General features: G+C 50.6%; 13 protein-coding genes. 4 read left to right on the top strand and 9 right to left on the bottom strand.

Annotation, left to right across the window (positions count from 1 at the left end; translation table 11 throughout):
- Nucleotides 1–11 precede the first annotated feature (11 nt).
- The 5 genes from PSCS_RS09325 to PSCS_RS09305 all read right to left on the bottom strand — a co-directional run bounded on the left by PSCS_RS09325 (nt 12) and on the right by PSCS_RS09305 (nt 6,999).
- On the bottom strand, nt 12–548 hold the full coding sequence (locus tag PSCS_RS09325; RefSeq protein WP_082866356.1) for a regulatory protein RecX: 537 nt from the start codon (nt 546–548) through the stop codon (nt 12–14).
- Nucleotides 538–1,593: a recombinase RecA gene (gene recA, locus PSCS_RS09320; protein WP_068811835.1), complete on the bottom strand. Its 1,056-nt coding sequence runs from the start codon at nt 1,591–1,593 to the stop codon at nt 538–540. The genes PSCS_RS09325 and recA overlap by 11 nt, the downstream gene beginning before the upstream one ends.
- A gap of 163 nt (nt 1,594–1,756) precedes the next feature.
- Nucleotides 1,757–2,290 carry a CinA family protein gene (locus PSCS_RS09315; RefSeq protein ID WP_068811834.1) on the bottom strand — a complete coding sequence of 178 codons (534 nt, stop codon included), beginning with the start codon at nt 2,288–2,290 and terminating at the stop codon, nt 1,757–1,759.
- 25 nt (nt 2,291–2,315) lie between these two features.
- Nucleotides 2,316–3,989: an alanine/glycine:cation symporter family protein gene (locus PSCS_RS09310; RefSeq protein WP_068811833.1), complete on the bottom strand. Its 1,674-nt coding sequence runs from the start codon at nt 3,987–3,989 to the stop codon at nt 2,316–2,318.
- A gap of 181 nt (nt 3,990–4,170) precedes the next feature.
- On the bottom strand, nt 4,171–6,999 hold the full coding sequence (locus PSCS_RS09305) for a TonB-dependent receptor plug domain-containing protein (protein ID WP_082866369.1): 2,829 nt from the start codon (nt 6,997–6,999) through the stop codon (nt 4,171–4,173).
- 600 nt (nt 7,000–7,599) lie between these two features.
- On the opposite strand from PSCS_RS09305, the gene PSCS_RS09300 reads away from it, so the two are divergent.
- On the top strand, nt 7,600–9,000 hold the full coding sequence (locus PSCS_RS09300) for an L-serine ammonia-lyase (RefSeq protein ID WP_068811831.1): 1,401 nt from the start codon (nt 7,600–7,602) through the stop codon (nt 8,998–9,000).
- A gap of 15 nt (nt 9,001–9,015) precedes the next feature.
- Here PSCS_RS09300 and PSCS_RS09295 read toward each other — a convergent pair whose 3' ends face one another.
- Nucleotides 9,016–9,558 carry a DUF3299 domain-containing protein gene (locus PSCS_RS09295; protein ID WP_068811830.1) on the bottom strand — a complete coding sequence of 181 codons (543 nt, stop codon included), beginning with the start codon at nt 9,556–9,558 and terminating at the stop codon, nt 9,016–9,018.
- Between the two features lie 235 nt (nt 9,559–9,793).
- Here PSCS_RS09295 and PSCS_RS09290 point away from each other — a divergent pair, with 235 nt between their 5' ends.
- The 3 genes from PSCS_RS09290 (at nt 9,794) to PSCS_RS09280 (ending at nt 13,776) form a co-directional block, all read left to right on the top strand.
- On the top strand, nt 9,794–10,522 hold the full coding sequence (locus PSCS_RS09290; protein WP_068811829.1) for an ATP-binding cassette domain-containing protein: 729 nt from the start codon (nt 9,794–9,796) through the stop codon (nt 10,520–10,522).
- The gene (locus tag PSCS_RS09285) at nt 10,519–11,886 is read left to right on the top strand and encodes an ABC transporter permease (RefSeq protein WP_068811828.1); all 1,368 of its coding nucleotides are present in this window, start codon (nt 10,519–10,521) and stop codon (nt 11,884–11,886) included. The genes PSCS_RS09290 and PSCS_RS09285 overlap by 4 nt, the downstream gene beginning before the upstream one ends.
- Before the next feature lie 261 nt (nt 11,887–12,147).
- The gene (locus PSCS_RS09280) at nt 12,148–13,776 is read left to right on the top strand and encodes an amidohydrolase (RefSeq protein ID WP_068811827.1); all 1,629 of its coding nucleotides are present in this window, start codon (nt 12,148–12,150) and stop codon (nt 13,774–13,776) included.
- A 144-nt stretch (nt 13,777–13,920) separates the two neighbouring features.
- Here PSCS_RS09280 and PSCS_RS09275 read toward each other — a convergent pair whose 3' ends face one another.
- Genes PSCS_RS09275 through PSCS_RS09265 form a run of 3 tightly spaced genes read right to left on the bottom strand, consistent with a single transcriptional unit; the run spans nt 13,921 to nt 18,059 of the window.
- Nucleotides 13,921–14,418, bottom strand: coding sequence for a TlpA family protein disulfide reductase (locus PSCS_RS09275; RefSeq protein ID WP_082866357.1), 498 nt, complete (start codon nt 14,416–14,418; stop codon nt 13,921–13,923).
- A gap of 4 nt (nt 14,419–14,422) precedes the next feature.
- Entirely contained in the window at nt 14,423–15,757 is a 1,335-nt protein-coding gene (locus PSCS_RS09270) for a sialidase family protein (RefSeq protein ID WP_157885681.1), read from the bottom strand.
- On the bottom strand, nt 15,732–18,059 hold the full coding sequence (locus tag PSCS_RS09265; RefSeq protein WP_229694649.1) for a TonB-dependent receptor: 2,328 nt from the start codon (nt 18,057–18,059) through the stop codon (nt 15,732–15,734). Before PSCS_RS09265 ends, PSCS_RS09270 begins: the two co-directional genes overlap by 26 nt.
- Between the last annotated feature and the right edge of the window lie 119 nt (nt 18,060–18,178).

Below are 18,178 nucleotides of genomic sequence, written 5' to 3'. Positions count from 1 at the left end.
TGCGCAAGGCATTAACGATGAATATCCAGCAGTTCCCTGACACAATTGATGATTTCAGGCGAGAACCCCCTGGACATGAAATACCGCTGATGACGTTGCCAGTCACGGATTGACAGTGCTGATTTGTTATCACCTGCCAAGTCCAGGCCTCGGCGGCTGGCCAGTCGAAAAATGACATCCCGCCAATCAATATCAGCCCCGACAAACACCTCCTCGACCACCTGCTCTCTGACACCGCGCTGGTTTAACTCAAAACGTATCATGCGCGGGCCATAACCGCGCTCTACGCGGCTGTTCAGGAAAGCTTCACAGAATCGGGTATCGCTAAGCAGGTTGTCCAGTTCTAACTGGTCGAGAACCGAAGATCGTAATTCAACGCTGGTACCGGGGAAGGCTTTATTGAGTTTTAGTTCCAGCTCCAGACGGCTATGCTCGCGTCGGGCCAGATAATCCATGGCACGGCGCCGAAGCGCCGTGACAAGGGTTTTATCGACATCATCATGATGCCGGCTACCCTGACCGGAATCAGGCTGGGATTCACTCTGCATCAGACTCCGCAGCGCTCTGTTTTTCTTCTTTCAGCAGCGGCTGATTCAGAAGCTCTGCCCGGATTTTAGCCTCCAGCTCATCTGCCAGTTCGCTATTTTCTTCCAGGAAGGCGGCTACGTTCTTTTTGCCCTGTCCGATTTTATCGCCATTGTAGGCATACCATGCACCCGACTTGTCCAGCAGATTAAGTTTTACGCCCAGGTCAATAATCTCACCCATGCGATAAATGCCCTTGCCGTACATAATCTGGAATTCAGTCTGGCGGAATGGCGGCGCCACTTTGTTCTTGACCACTTTGACACGTGTCTCGTTACCAACCACCTCGTCTCCATCTTTGATAGAGCCAATGCGGCGAATATCCAATCGCACGGAAGAATAGAACTTCAGCGCATTACCACCGGTAGTTGTCTCCGGAGAGCCAAACATCACACCGATTTTCATACGAATCTGGTTAATGAAAATAACCAGGGTGTTGGAGTTTTTGATGTTACCGGTCATTTTGCGCAGCGCCTGGGACATTAACCGCGCCTGCAGACCCATGTGGCTGTCACCCATTTCGCCGTCAATTTCAGCTTTGGGCGTCAGCGCAGCGACCGAGTCGATCACCACCACATCAACGGCACCAGAGCGCACAACCATATCGGCAATTTCCAATGCCTGCTCACCGGTATCCGGCTGACTGACCAGCAGGTTTTCCACATCGACACCAAGCGCATTGGCATAAATCGGGTCGAGTGCATGCTCGGCATCAATAAAGGCACAGGTACCGCCTTTCTTCTGACATTCAGCAATGACCTGCAGAGTCAGGGTTGTTTTACCGGAAGACTCCGGACCATAAATTTCCACAATACGACCACGGGGCAGACCGCCGATACCCAATGCCACATCCAGGCCCAACGAACCGGTGGAGATGGCAGGAATCGTTTCACGCCCTTTATCACCCAGGCGCATCATTGAGCCTTTACCAAACTGCCGCTCAATCTGCGACAGAGCAGCCGTCAACGCTTTCTCTTTATTAGGATCTCGATTGGAAGCATCAGCCATTGCAAATATCCTGTGTTTTCAAATATAAAAGTTGCTGGAATACCCTACCACTGGTTATAGCCTGAATCAGCCGTCAGTGCGTATTCCTGAAAATTAGGATTATTAAAACAGAGTATTACTGTATATTCAACCAGTATTTTGCAGCGATCCGTAAGGGACGCTATCAGGCGCCCTGCAGACGCTCCAGACGGGCAATCAGCCCGGCCAGTGCCGTGTGCACACTTGCTCGTCGAATAGCTTCCCGGTCGCCATCAAAGTGATAAACCTGGGCCTCGCAGGTCAATTCACTTCCCTGCCGAACCCCCCAGGCTAACCAGACGGTGCCTACCGGCTTATCGGCTGTGCCGCCATCAGGACCGGCAATACCGCTGCTGATCATCGAGAAATCAGCATTACCGGCCGTTAAAGCACCTAATGCCATTTGCCTGGCTGTCGCTTCACTGACCGCACCAAACCTTGACAGCGTATCAGCCGAAACCTGCAGATACTGTTGTTTTGCCTCATTACTGTAAGTCACCAGGCCAAGATCAAACCACTCAGAACTGCCCGGTACAGCCGTCAGTGACTGGGCAATCCAGCCGCCAGTGCAGGACTCGGCTGTTGTTACCCGGCAACCAGACGCCTTGAGCAACTGGCCAATTTTAACTGCCGCCTGGACGGGTCCGGAAATGTCGCTGCCGCTCAGTATTTGCTGCATTGTTTCTGCAATCCCTCCCCGCTGATCAACTGGTTTTGTCACTTTCACCCGGGGTTTTGTTGTAATTTGCGACCAGGCTTTTCACCTCTTTGCGCAGCAGGAAGGTGGCAAAGAGGTTGGGCAAGGTCATCAACACAATGGTAACAGCGGCAAAGTTCCAGACAATGGTCGTGTCAGTAAATGAAGCCAGAAAGAACGCACCGCAGTAAACCATACGGTATGGCATCACCCATTTTGCCCCCAGCAGAAACGTAATCGCGCGATCACCGTAGTAAGACCAGGCAATTGCTGTTGAAAAGGCGAACAGTACCAGCGAGAAACTGACGATGACCTGACCGGCACCACCCAGCAAACCATAACCAAATGCAACTGTGGTCAGCGCGGCGGAATGTATCAATGACTGGCCACTCAGTTGAATGGAGCTGTCAGTCAATTGTCCGTCAGCGACGGTAACAGTCCCGTTATAAGGTGTACCGTTTTGCTCAAAAAGCACATCCTCTGCAACCGAACGGGCATGAATAATGGTGACATCCTGGGTATCCAGGACCCGGCCATCGACCACTGTCAAATCACCACTGAAGGAAGATACTTCAGTCTGATTGCCAATATTCAGCCATCCAAACAACGCCTGGCGATCAGCCTCCAGGGAGTCATCATAGCGTCCTTCAATGAGCGCCAGGTCAGCTGCCTGAAAACTGGTCTGGTGCTTTTCGGTCCACACATTGGAAGACAGAATGACCAGACCGGTCAAAGTACAGATGATGATGGTATCGATGAATGGCTCCAGCAATGACACCAGCCCTTCCGAAACAGGCTCATGACCACGGGCAGAAGCGTGCGCAATCGGCGCCGAGCCTTGACCGGCCTCGTTTGAGAACAGGCCACGGTTGACCCCGCGATTGAACGCATAAGCAAATGTGGCCCCCAGGAAACCGCCTACCGCCGCCGAGCCGGTAAAGGCATCACTGAATACAGCAACAAACGAGGGAATGATATTGGCGTAATTCGGGATAATAACGGCAAAAGCACCTATCAGATACAGGACTGCCATGCTGGGGACCAGAGTCGAGGTAACCTTGGCAATGCGTTTAATACCACCCACAATCACCAGACCCAGCAACACAGCAAGAACCGCCCCGGTGATCATAGGTTCAATACCAAAACTGCTTTCCACACTGATCGCTATGTTATTGACCTGAGGCAGGTTGCCCGTGCCAAAAGAGCTCAACACGGTGGCTATGGCGAACAACACGGCCAGCCAGCGCATGTTGAGACGCTTTTCCATCACATACATCGGGCCACCAGCAATCGTGCCGTCTTCAGCTGTTTCCCGGTACTGGTGAGAGAGCGTCACTTCCACCATCTTGGTTGCCATACCAAAAAAAGCTGTCATCCACATCCAGAACAAGGCTGCGGGACCACCCAGAAAGATCGCCAGGCCAACCCCGCCGATATTCCCCGTACCCACCGTGCCAGACAGCGCAGTGCTTAATGCTTCAAAATGGGAGGTATCCCCCTTTTGATCCTGCTTCTCACGCCCCTGCCCCAGCACTTGCCAGGCACGGCGGAAATAGCGTATCTGCGGGAAACCGAGGTAGATGGTGAAAAACAGACCGACGCCCAAGAGGACAAAAGGAAACCAGGCGGATGAACCGAGAAAGCTATCGAGGGTGAGTAGCAGATTGTTGAACGCGTCCAAAAGAGACTCCTTGTTGTTTTTCTTGGCGATACCGGCACTGTAACAGCATCAGGTAAAGCAATCGTTGCCTGTGCCCGACTATAATCCCTGTCCCGGGCTGCGTCCAGTGAGTGCAACAAGGGTGTTAGCCGTCCAGAAAGCAGAAAGCCTGGTTTGGTGCCAGGCTTTCTGGTGTGTACCGTCAGAATTGGAATCGGGCCCCGATCCGGTAAGATCGCCCCATCACATCGTAATGGGAACGGTTGGTGGGTAAATATCCAGGTCGATTCTCCGAACCCTGGTTGGCCGGGTATGCGATCAGTACCGGGTCAGTATCCAGTATGTTTTTTACCGAAATGAACAGCTCGGCATCAGAATCCCCCATCAAAAATGTTTTTGCCAGATAGGCATCAAAATAGGTTTCACCGGGAACGCTGTTATCATTTATAGTGAAAAACGGCGAAGCGCTTGCCGGACAGTCACTGCTACATTCGGTGTAAGCATTACTGAGTACGCCATCCGAAACACCCCGCGCGGTGAGGTTCATGCTGAAGTCGTCCAGAGAGTAACTGGCGGTCATTCGGTATGACCAGTCCGGGGAACTACCTGCATTTGAACCGGCCTGGTTAATCGCGGTAACACCGTTGTCTTCAATATCCTTCATGTAATGAGTCGCCAGGGCACGCAATGTGACGTTTCCAGCCCCACTACCGAAAAGCTCGTCGACACCAAACCGGTAAGTCGCTTCAACATCAACGCCTTCTGCTTGCATGCTGTTGAGGTTTTCATAATAGAGATCAATGGTAGATAACTGGCCATCGACGAAATTGATATTGTCACAATACCTTTGCACGCCATTGAGATAACAAAAATCAGCTACACTCTGAGCCCCGACGAAGTTGATGATACCGTTAATCTCGATATCATAATAATCGATAGCGGTTGAGAAACCGGGCAGGAAGGACGGCTGGTAAACAAGACCCAAACCGACAGAATCTGCTTCCTCCGGTGCAACAACCGGGTTGCCCTGAAGATTTTGAATGAAAGGCATTGATTCGCCCGCTATATTCACGGCATTGGTTCGTGCCGTACCAGCATCATAAAGCTCGCTCAGGTTAGGCGCACGAATATCACGGGAGCGGGTCGCACGCAATGTCACATCATCTGTCATAACGTAAGTCAATCCGGCCTTCCAGGTCGTTACACCACCCGATGTACTGTAATCGGTGTAACGGGCGGCACCGTTGAACTCAAGGTTTTCAACGATACCAAATACTGTCTCTATATAGGCCTCGGCAACATTATAATCGCCAGCTGTCACTTTATAGTTACCGTATTTCCAGCCAGAGCTATGCTCAGGAGAAACAAAACCATCCATTTCCTCGGTTCGGTATTCTGCACCAAATGCCAGGGATATCGGCCCTGTCCAGCCATTAATATCGCTGGTGCTGAAATTCACTGCTGCAACATTCTGGGTAAAATCCTGCAGTCGACGTGGCCGGCCCATGACGTAATTGATTGATTCCTGGCTGGTGACACCAATTCCAAAGCGGTTCATTGGGACACAGCCATTAGCCGGGTCAGTAATTGAGGAGCGGCAAACAATCTCACCCGTATCAGGATGAAATACAGCATCAGTGGCCATGGTTAAGCGATCAAAATTATAGATCGGCAACATATGTTCATCAGTTTCTGTGACACCGTTCTGATAATAAGCATCCCAGTTAAAACCAAGGTCCATGACATCAAAACTGCCTTCAATACCGGCCACCAACCGTGTCGTCTCCCGACCGTTGTTACTGCCAGCAATCGGGAACTCTTCATTGCTGGTTCCCATGGTAAAGGAGTCCAGGCCCAGTGTGCTCATCTGGGCACTGATTGAGGCCGGCAGGAAAGCATTATCCGCGTAAATGGTGCGCCCGCGGTCAGTTGGACTGATGTAATAACTTTCACCTTCGTAGCCAGCCCATGAGCCCTGTAGAAATGCACTCGTAGTAGGTGTCAGGTCGTAGCTTATGCGAGCGAACACACTCTCCCGCTCATCAGCAGCAGCCAATGAATGCGAGCCACGCATTCCTGATGTTGCATAATCCCAGTCACCGCCGATCATCCACTGGCCCGACTCTTCTCCGTAAGCCAGTTGGTTTACGCTGCCATTAACCCCAAAATAAGTCCCTTTCAATGGTCCGGAAGTAATCAATCCACCGGGTGTATAGGCAGAAATACCAATACCCTCACCTACCAGGAAGTGCGGTTGGCCAGCGACATTACGATCCGGGTTCAAAATGCCCTGATAACCATGCATATTCCAGTCACGCACGGTATCAAAGGCGCCGTCGCTGTTGAACATCTCTCCACTTAACAAAACATGGCCATCACCATCAGCGAAGGGAAAACCGGCTGTCGCCACCACTTTATGGTTCGCATCATCGTCATAAAATGTTTCTCCGTACTGCACCTCTGTCTTGAAGCCGGTATATTCACGGTCGAGAATGAAGTTCACTACCCCACCAATCGCATCTGAACCGTATGCAGCGGAGGCACCGCCGGTCACAATCTCAACCCGGGACACCAGGGACTGTGGAAACGTGTTTGAATCAACCTGGCCTGTGGAAGCCGATACCACTGAACGTTGCCCATCAAACAGAACCAGCGTTCTGCCTGTACCCAGCCCCCTCAGGTTCATTGCTGCGATACCTGCGGCACCGCTACTGAGCGAGCCGGAGGAACTGGAAGATGTCGTACTCCCCTGCACGGCTGGCATTGTATTAACAAAGTCAGCAATGGAGGCAGGCGCTTCCATGGCGATATCTTCTTCGCTGAGAACAGAGACAGGAGTAGGCGCACTGTAACCATCTCGCTGGACACGAGAACCGGTCACCATGATAGACTCAATTTCCGTATCTGCAGCTTCCTGAGCACGGAGCTCAGGACTGGCTCCAGCCCACATCAAACTGGCAATCATGACTGATAGTGACAGCTTTGTCTGAACTGGTCTCGCCTTCCCGCATTGATCCGTATGACTCGCCATAACATCCTCCAGCACAATGAATATTAAATTGTCGTTCATCAGGGGTTGGTCAAACTGACGAAGACTCACTAATAGATTTACAGAGGTGTGACAGCATTAAGTATGCCAATCATGCCAGAACCAGATTGGAGCGCTTCAGTTCAACTTCATTGCAACAAGGGCTCCATGTCAGATATGAGAGCGATTGAAAATTTATATTATTCATTATTTACAAATGGATAGCAGTGAATCTGCAACCAGCAAAGGAATCAGTATGCGTACCGTAAAAATCAGTTCGCTCAATTTACTTTTTGTTACCTGGTTCAAATTTCTATCAACTTGAAATTCACTGGTTGCTCTAATTGCGCGCATAGACGTGATACCAGGCACCATAATGTAACGATTGTTCAGCACTATTTATAAGCACTGGCGCACAATAACGGGCCACCATGATGCGATAACCACCTGCTTTAAAGAGAAAGCTATGATTAAGCAAACGGGTGCTGCATAACGTCAGAGAATGGTTTAGTCTGGTGGCAGGTTAATGGCTGGTGACTTAAGCTGATATTTGAAACTGATACTTGAAACTGAAAAAATTGAATTCTGGTAACGGAGTAGGAAATGGCAATCAGTGTCTTCGACCTGTTTAAAATAGGGATTGGTCCTTCTTCCTCTCATACCGTCGGCCCAATGAAAGCCGCTGCAATATTTTCAAACTCACTGTATGAGAATAACCTGTCAACCGCTTGTTATCGTATAACGATCGAAATGTATGGCTCACTGGCGGCAACCGGGGCCGGCCACGGCACACCAAAAGCTATTATTCTGGGCTTGCAGGGAGAAGCACCAGAGACGGTTGATGTCGACTCCATTGAGCAACGGGTGAATGAAGTGCGGGAGTCTGGATTACTAACGCTGGCAGATGATGTCACCATCAACTTCAGCTATCGTGATGACCTGATCATGCATCGGGATGAAGTCCTCCCCTTTCATCCGAATGGCATGCGATTTACAGCCTTCGACAAAAACAATGAAGCGCTACATTACAGAATATTCTTTTCCGTTGGCGGCGGATTTGTCATTGATGAATCTGCCAGTGGCGACCAGATACTGGTCGAAAACCCGATCGCCCAGCCCTGGCCTTTCACTTCGGCCAAAGAACTTCTTGCCATGTGCCGCAAAAGTGGGCGCAGCATCAGCAGCCTGATGCTTGAAAATGAACGTGTCTGGCGCAGCGAGCACGAGATCAACCATTTGCTGGATACACTCTGGAAAACCATGAACGAGTGTATTGACAAAGGCTGTCGTTCAGAAGGCATCATGCCGGGAGGGTTGAAAGTCAAAAGGCGTGCAGCTCACCTTTACAGAAAGCTGAAAAACCGATCAGGGCTGTCTCGGGATGATGCGCTACTGACACTGGACTGGGTGACGCTCTATGCCCTGGCAGTGAATGAAGAAAATGCCATGGGGGGCCGTGTGGTTACCGCACCAACAAATGGCGCCGCTGGTATTATTCCAGCAGCACTGCGTTATTACATGACATTTGCCGACGGGGTCGAACCCGATGATGTACGACGGTTTCTACTGACTGCTGGTGCCATAGGCATTCTTTACAAAACCAACGCATCCATCAGCGGTGCTGAAGTGGGCTGTCAGGGTGAGGTCGGTTCCGCCTGCTCAATGGCCGCCGGCGCATTGGCAGAAGTACTGGGAGCGACACCGGAACAGGTCGAAAACGCAGCAGAAATTGCCATGGAACATAACCTTGGACTGACCTGTGATCCAATCGGAGGTCTGGTACAAGTCCCCTGTATTGAACGCAATGCGATGGCAGCCATTAAAGCCATCAGTGCCGCGAGAATGGCACTGCGCGGCAACGGTGAACATTATGTGTCGCTGGACCAGGTCATTGCGACCATGCGAGAAACAGGCAGGGACATGAAAGACAGTTACAAAGAAACTGCCCGTGGCGGGCTGGCCGTTCATGTCCTGGAAGTGCCGGTCTCAATTGTTGATTGCTGATTCTAACGTTCACCCTCAGCGTTCATATGGCACGACTGCATCGGGCACTATCGAGTAAGCAGAGATCCCCAGCTCCCTTTCGGTCAGACTGATCTGCACCTTGCCTTCAACCACATACGGCTCGTAGATTGAACTCAGTTCAAAACCTTCCGGGATGCTAACATGAATAATCTGGTTCGGGGGTGGCGCCGGGACATGAATGCATGCGCCAAAAAAAGGAACCAAGAAAAACTCAATAACATCCTGATTGTCATTGTATTCCAGCGGTACCACAAAACCGGGAAGCCTGACCTCTTGTTCAGCCAGTTCATCAACCACATTGACTGAGGTCCAGGCGGCCTCCACCTCTAGCTGACTCAAACTTTTATTACCCCCCAGTGCCGGCTGGCGTTGCGGGGACGTTTCACCGCCATGATCAATAGGCCCCTGGTTCAGTAGCGTCATACGCTCCTGTTCTGGCAATAACTCCAGCCAGTCAAGGTCTCTGTAATCTGCGGCATGCACAGCTGTTGTGCAAATGCACCACGTTAGCGCCATCATGGTTAAGCGATTGAACATAATTTTTCACCTTGATCTATGCATTGGGCTTTAATTACAGTAATCTCATTGTATCGCTCCGTGCTATTGTATAACAATTAATCAGGTCGCACTGTTTAATCATGCAATTTCCTATCCAACACTGGCCATACATCGTCACTGATTTAATCGTTACTACTATACTCGTCACTAATATATATACTCGTCACTAATATAACAGTCGCCAGGTTAGTAGTCGCCAAGTAGCGGGGCATCAATGAATTCCAAAGCTGATTACCAGGTCTCATCTCAAGCCATCGATGTTAAACACCTTCAGTATGCCTGGTCAGGCAACGAATCTTTAACACTGGATATACCCGAATTTTCCTTGTCTGTTGGTGAGCGGTGCTTTTTGCTAGGTTCTTCCGGCTCGGGAAAATCTACCTTATTACGACTACTCTCAGGGTTGCTGATACCCAGCGCCGGTTCCATCAATATTTTGAATCAGAACCTGGCAGCTATGTCAGTACGGGCACGGGACAGATTTCGTGCTCATCAGATTGGTTTCATTTTTCAGCAATTTAACCTGATCCCCTACCTGAGCATTCTGGACAACCTGGAAGTGTCTGCGAAGCTGAATAAACTGTCTGATAAAACTTTCCGGGCCAGAGCATCCGAGTTGCTTACAAGGCTGTCAGTCGCAGAAAATTTATGGCGTCGCCGCGCTGATCAGCTCAGTGTGGGACAGCAGCAACGAGTAGCGATAGCCAGAGCCATGATCCATCACCCTCCCCTGTTGATCGCCGATGAGCCGACCTCGGCATTGGACGAAGATGCACGTGATGCATTCATGCAGTTGCTGCTGAATGATTTAACTGAATCTGACACCACTATCCTTTTTGTCAGTCATGACCGACAGTTAATCAGTCACTTCAACCGCTGCGAAAGCATGAATGAGTTAAATCAGGCACTGGCCATTCCAGACACCACGGAGGCTTCAGCATGATTTTAAAACTTGCCATAAAAAGCCTTATCGAACGTCGGGTCAGCGTCATTTTAACGGTGATCGCACTGGCAATCAGTATCGCTGTCGTGAGTACTGTCGAACACATCCGTAGCGAGGCGCAAAACAGTTTTAACCGCACCGTATCAGGCGTTGACCTGATCGTTGGCCCGAGAACGAGTTCGATAAATTTACTGCTTTACAGTATTTTTCGCATAGGCACTCCCGGCAACGGTATCAGCAGCGAAACTTACCGGATCATAGCCAGTGACAGCCGGGTGGCCTGGCAAATCCCCATCGCGCTGGGGGATTCGCATCAGGGATACCGCGTAGTAGGAACGGATAACACCCTGTTTGCGCACTATCAATTCGGCAACCGTCAGGCACTGGCCTTCGCACAAGGCCGGCAATTTGGCAGCTCTCACGACGTTGTATTAGGCAGTGATGTGGCAAAGGATCTGGGGTACAGCCTGGGTGACGAGATTGTGCTTTCCCATGGCATCGCTGAAGTCAGTTTCACGCAGCATGACAATCACCCTTTTCAGGTCAGTGGCATTCTTGCTGCCACAGGCACGCCAACCGACCAGGCCGTGCACATCCCCTTGAGTGGACTGGCTGCCATGCATGGTGCCGGAGGTCACAATCATGATCAACCCGCTCCGAATGAACACACCAATCATGCTAATGATGACGTCGCCGTCAATAATCACAATGAGCATGAGCATGAGCATGAGCATGAGCATGAGCATGAGCATGAGCATAGCAATAATGACAGTCAGCAGGCCGCAGATACAAACACCGGGATAGCCACAGTGACAACATTACCTGTTGATATCACGGCTACCCTGATCGGGCTTCATTCCAGAGCCCAGGTCTTTACGCTGCAGCAGGCCATCAACAACTATCCCGGTGAAGCACTAACAGGCGTCATACCCGGCATTGCCCTGGCTGAATTATGGCAGATGATGGCAAATGTGGAAGGCTTGCTTCGGCTGATCTCTGTGCTGGTCATGCTGGCCAGCATTCTCGGACTGGCCACCATGCTGCTGGCCAGTATTCGTGAACGCTACCCGGAGGTCAGTCTGTTCCGCTCAATTGGCGTCTCGTCAGGGGCTTTGTTGTTAAGCATTGAAGCTGAAGCCATCCTGATAGCCATGACAGGAACACTGCTTGGGCTGGGTTTCACGGCAATCGCCGCAATCATCAGCCAGCCCTGGTTGAACCAGAACTACGGTTTGTACATAAGCGCCAACCCGATCAGTGGCAATATGATGTTCTTTATCGGTGCACTGCTGATAGCAACCGCTGTTGTTGCACTAATTCCGGCGCTGAAATTATATCGGGCAGCTCGTATCGTGTCCCGCTGAATTGTCGTATGACAACACATCAGGCAAAAGATATGTATGCACTATTATGTCATTCAGGCGCCCTGAAATAAGTCATTTATTTTACTAACTTACCACCATCTCATAATACCCCCCTGATTTTACTGACATTGCCAGGTGGCACACATCCTGCATTTTAAATCCTGAAGTGCTTGGCAACCGCATAATGGCACTCATGTTCAAAATACGGATTAAACTGTTTGTACCTATACAAAACCATGTAATGTCACAGAGGATGCGTTTATGAGTCGTTGTCATAACCTGGCCAGATTCCAAAAAAAAGTGCTTGCCACTGTTGTGCTGGGCAGCATGATTGCCAGCACGAACCTGATCGCTCAAAACCTGGAAGAACTGAAGCACGTCGCCATTTCAGATATAGATGATAATGCCAAACTGGTTCAGGAGATGGTGGATTCGGTATTCAGTTTTGCAGAACCTGGCTTCCAGGAATTCGAAACTTCCCGTTATATTACTGACATTCTGGCAGAAAACGGTTTCACTATTGAAATGGGTGCCGCTGGAATCCCTACCGCATGGACGGCAACCTGGGGGGATAGTGGCCCGAAAATAGGACTGGGCAGTGATATTGATGCATTGCTGGGTCTATCCCAAAAACCCGGCTTTGCCACAATAGAACCACTCATTCCAGGCGCACCGGGACACGGTGAAGGGCACAATTCCGGCATGCCTGCCATTGTCGCTGCAGCCCTGGCTGTGAAAGGCATCATGGAAGCGCATGATATCGAAGGCCAGTTGATGATCTGGCCCGGTGTTGCCGAAGAGCTGCTGGCAACCAAAGCGTTTTTCGTTCGTGATGGCATGTTTGACGATGTCGATGCCAATATTTTCACCCACGTCAGCCGGGACCTGAGCACTTCCTGGGGACCATCCGGTGGTAATGGTATGGTCTCAGTTGAATATACTTTCCACGGCAAAACTGCCCATGGCGCCGGCTCCCCCTGGTCCGGACGCAGTGCCCTGGATGCGGTCGAAATCATGAACTATGCCTGGAATATGCGCCGGGAACATTTACCCCTGACACAGCGGTCGCACTACATTATTTCCAATGGTGGTGGCCAGCCTAATATCGTGCCTGGCGAAGCATCCGTCTGGTATTACTTCCGCGACACTACCTTCGAAGGTGTACGAAACCTGTTTGACATTGGCAATACCATTTCCGAGGCGGCAGCACAGGCCACAGAAACGACGGTGGAGCGGCGAATTCTTGGTTATGCAGCACCACAGCATGCCAACAAACCCATGGCTGAGGCTGCCTATGAGAATTTCAAGATGGTCGGCCTGCCAGAGTGGACAGAAGATGACAAAGCATTTGCACAAGCAGTAAAACGCGAGAACACTGTCTCATTTGTCTCTTATGTAGACCCTGAAGAAGAGGAAGACCTCCTCGTCACAGAATTATCGCCACTTTCGACACCTGAAACACGTGGTCCTTCCATGGGCGGTGGTTCTGATGATATCGGCGATATTATGTGGAATGTTCCAACCATTACTATCCGCTACCCTTCCAATGTACCAAATACCATTGGTCACCACGTCACAGCAGCGATGGCCATGGCCACACCGATCGCCCATAAGGGAGCCGTAAATGGCGCTAAAGCTGTCGCCCTGACTGTGCTTGACTTATTGATGGATCCGGATCTGCTTAATGAAGCCAGGGATTATTTTGAGAATGTTCAATTACAGGGTCAAAATTACGAGCCGGTTATCGGACCGGATGACCAGCCAGCCATTCATCTGAACAAGGAAATCATGGATCAGATGCGCCCGCTAATGCGTGAGTACTATTATGATCCTGAGCAATATGACTCCTATCTGGAACAGCTGGGTATTGATTACCCTCCTCAGTCTTAGTGTGGGTGTCAGGTGGGGCTGTCCTCATTGCCTGACGATTCCTTGCCAGCTTTTTGAGTCAGACTGACTCAACCCTGACAGAAAACCGGAACGTCCTGGAGCAGAAACTCTCTGGTTCAGGACGTTTCAGTTTTCAATTCATCGTCATTCTGCAATAAAATCGTCCAGCATTTCTCGGGTCATAATGCCACTATGAGCCTTCATATTGTGTTCGGCATCATAGTAATAGCTGCGCGGCAACTCCCCAAACCACTGCGGATCAATGGTAAAACGCAATCTTTCCGTGAAATTATCAGCAAAGATCCATGAAGGGGTTGAGGCCAGACCGGCATCTTGCAGAATATCATTGGCATAGTCGCGCTCGTCTATCTGGTCGGTTGAGATCAGCACTAGCGGCAGGTTTGGATCAGCTGCTACCAGTTCACCCAGCATGTCCAGTTCAACGCGACAGGGAGGACAATCGACCGACCATAAACTGACAAAAAATGGCTTGCCCGCATACTGTTCTTTAATGGCTGCAAAGCTCTCCGTGGTGAACGGTTTGAAATTATCCGCCAGGGCTGTATTGCCCAGTACCAGGAACAATAATGCTGTCATGATAGAAAGCGGGGATATGATTTTAATTTTACGATTGATCATCATGAATTCACTCTGCCTTCATTTGTGCGTTGATTGGGCGAAACAGGTAGCCCATCTCCTGGGTCCACCAGCTCAAATACACCCCCTCATCCGTTGTCACCAGCAGCGGGTGATCGCTGCCCTGCGTTGTACTGTAAAGGGCTGTCTCCTCCGTCCAGCTGGCACCACCATCACTTGACGTTTTCAATTTTAACGGTGTGTTCATGCCATCAAATCCTTTCCAGACCAGATACAGTGTGTCGTCATGGCTGGCAAGATATGGGTGCCCTGCTCCGGGTGTACCATCGACCTGCTGCAGCTGAGCAGGCTCTCCGGAAGCCAGGTTCAGGCTGGCGTAATAAATCCCTTTGTGGATATTCCCGGCACTGAACCAGCTCATGTGATATGTGCCCTCTTCTTCCGCTGAAATCATGGTCGGCCCGTGATGTGGGCAGGCATTGATATACCAGTCATCATAAGTGGCGCGCTGAAGATTTGTCACCTCACCGTCAGCGCCGAGCACCGCAATAGCATGATCGCGAATCTCTGTATTAAAGAGCTGACGCCACAGAATGGCGACTTCACCATCACCATGAGGAGCTACAGCGATTCGGCAACATTCGCAACTGTTATGCGAGACTCGATAATTGTCGCTGAACGTCCTGCCCAGGTCTTTGGATACCGCGTAGTAGATAGCCGCACCGGCATATTCCTGTCCATTTTCGAGGCGAGCTTCCAGGTCACGTTTGTCAATCCAGGTCAGATACAGCGTGTTGTCTTCCGTCAGGAACAGGCTGTCAAACCGGTGGCCTGTCATCAGGTTATCGTCATTAATGGTGCGGGGTGCATTAAAACTGTGACCTCCGTCTCCCGAACGACTGAAGCGGATTTCACCCGTGAAATTGGCAGACGTTTTGGTGATCCAGGAAAGCAGCACCTGTTTGTCGTCACCCTGGCTGACACCACTGGTGCTGTCATCACCAGGATTAGTCACGATGATCTTGGGCCGGTTCTCACCATTAAATTCGGCATCTTCGGGCTCGGGTGTTACCTGCACTGCCGAACTCCAGCTTTCTCCATTGTCTGCAGAATGCTGAACATAAACATGCTTATCCTGCACAAAGCTGACCCAAAGTATGCCGTCAGCATCAATGGTGGCACTGGGTGCGCCACCACAATGAACTGAAACAGGCTTTTGTCCCTGATCACCCTGTAACTGCTCACAAAAAGGTGATGCCGATTGTGCCGATGCAATCTGGGTCATGCTCTGACCGGATAACAACACCAGTCCCGTGATTGTCAGCAGGGAACAAGCTGATTTAACACGTTTAATAACATCAGAAATCATAAGAAACATTCGCATAAACAGTACGCCCCGGCCATGGGTGTGCAACAAAAGACGTTTCATTGGTCAGGTTATCAATGCCCAGACCCAGTGCAATACCCTGATCAAAACGATAGGTGGATTTCAGACCGACTCTGGAGAAGCCATCCTGCGCCCCGTAAACCTCATCCTCACGGTCGGTGTTGTCGGCGCGGCCGAAACTGTCAGAGGCATATTGATAGTTCAGCCCCGCATCCCAGCGATTATTAATGTGGTAAGTCGCCAGCAGGTTGCCCCGCCACTGCGGCAGACGCGGATAGACATTGCCTTCGATGCTGGGATCTGGCTCATTACACACAATTTCAGAATCGGTATAAACCATATTGAAGCGCAAATCCAGGTTGCTGACCAGGAATTGATTGGCATTCAGGATAAACTCTGCGCCATGTGTCTCGGTTTCATCCAGCGGAATAAATGTCCGGACTGACAGCCCGCCAGGTAATGACTCAGACTGTGATTCAATCACATCTTTAATGGTTTCGGTGAACAGGTTAACCCGAACCGAACCACCCGGAATATCACGTTGAATCATCAGGTTCTGGTGCAGACCATTCTCGGGGTTCAAGCCAGGGTTGGCGACACTGACCGAGTTGTAGGCCTGGTATTGACTGAACAGCTCCTCAACAATCGGGAAGCGGTAAGCCTTGCCCAGTGAGTAAGCCAGGCGCCACTGGCTGGTTGGCTGGTAGCCTACAGAGAATTTAGGTGAAAAGGCACTATCCGTATTACCCGGCACCTGTACCAGATCAAATGTGGCAGTAGCGGCATTGTCATCAGAGTAATAACCGTTCTTGCTCTGGAATCGTTCATAACGTCCGCCCAGCGACATATCCCACTGCTCATTCATGATCCATTCGAACTGGGCAAAGGCTGCGGCTATTTCTGTTTCACCACCACTACGACTGGTATAGGCACCAAAAGTTGCGCTGTCATAATCCGGCGAGTTGTAAACGTCCATGTTCAGTTCGTAAGCTTCGTACCGGGCACCTGTGACCAATGCCAGACCAGGCAGACCCAATTCCGAGAAGGTCAGTTTCGCTTCAGCACTCTGCCAGCCCGTATCACCAAAGTCATTGACCTGACCATCAGCTGTCCATGCCGGATCAGCAGGGTTACGTAAAGAGGAGCGGCTTTGATCGCGCAGCACTGCAAACTGGTTCACATTCGCTTCAAAGTTCACGTTTTCTGACAGCGGACCGCGAAGACGCAACCCCAGTGACAGGCTGTCACGCTCCTGCTCGCTGACGCCAAGACGCCCGGCAGGCAAATTGATGGCCCAGCCATCCTGAACCACATTACCACTGTAAACCGGGTTACCACTACTGTCCCGCAAATAGGTGTTGGGCGAAGTAGAAGCGCCAAGGCGATCTTCATAAGCGATGTTGAGCAATGATTGCCACTCACCAAAATCGTAACCCAGTTTCAGCTTGTAGTTGTCTGTCGTGGTATTGACGACACCGGTATCACCAAACCAAAGGCGAGCGTTACTGCGCTCATCATTACCCTCAATACCACCATTGACAGGTGTGGCTGTGGGATCATTGCTGTTCCCGCCAAAGTAGAACGTTTGTGGCTGGGAGTCATTCTCCAGGTGGTTATACGAGGCATAAACACTCAGATCTCCAAACTTGTCACCGTATGAGAAAAAACTTTTATATCCATTAACCGTGCCATCAAAGCCATAGGCATCAAAACTCTGGCTGAAATATGAACTGTCAAAATGGTATTCACGTTCCTGGGGAATGGCGGATTCAATCAGTACCACACCGCCCATGGCATTACCGCTGAATTCAGCAGAGTACGGGCCATACAGCACTTCTACCTGGGCAATCTCACTGGCAGATACCATGGTCCAGCGTGGTGCACCATTCCAGCGCGACTGCAACAGATAATGCAACGGTACACCGTCAGCAAACACCATGGAACGTGACGTCTGGAACATATTGGAACCGCGCACACCCATGGTGCCATTGGAATCACCGATAAAACGACGACGAATCACCAGGCTGGGTTCGTATTTCACCACATCTTCAGTCGTTGCCACATTGATGCTGACCAGATCCTGCTGATTCAGCAGACTGCCAGGATGGGACAAGCCACCGGTGCGGCTGGATTCTTGTCCCCAGACCACGACTTCTTCTATTGCGCTGTCTTGCTGTTCAGTATTCTCAACACCCTGTGTACCTTGAGCATGCCCAGCAGCCAGCAGTACCGGGCTCAGAATGCCAAGACCCAGCAACTGAATAGAATGGTTTGTTAAGGAAAAAAAACGTTTTTTCAACGCCACATGCTCCATGAAACAACTTCGATGGCGGATATATTATCCGTCGCGGCTGACGCAGAACATGTGACACAGTGACGCAGGGGGGGGGTACACAGTGGCTTCATCCCACCCATTGC

Origin of the sequence: Pseudohongiella nitratireducens (assembly GCF_001642735.1) — a bacterium.
Taxonomy (GTDB): Bacteria; Pseudomonadota; Gammaproteobacteria; order Pseudomonadales; family Pseudohongiellaceae; genus Pseudohongiella; species Pseudohongiella nitratireducens.
Note: the sequence above shows the minus strand (reverse complement) of the source record. Positions and strands in the feature narration are given on the sequence as shown.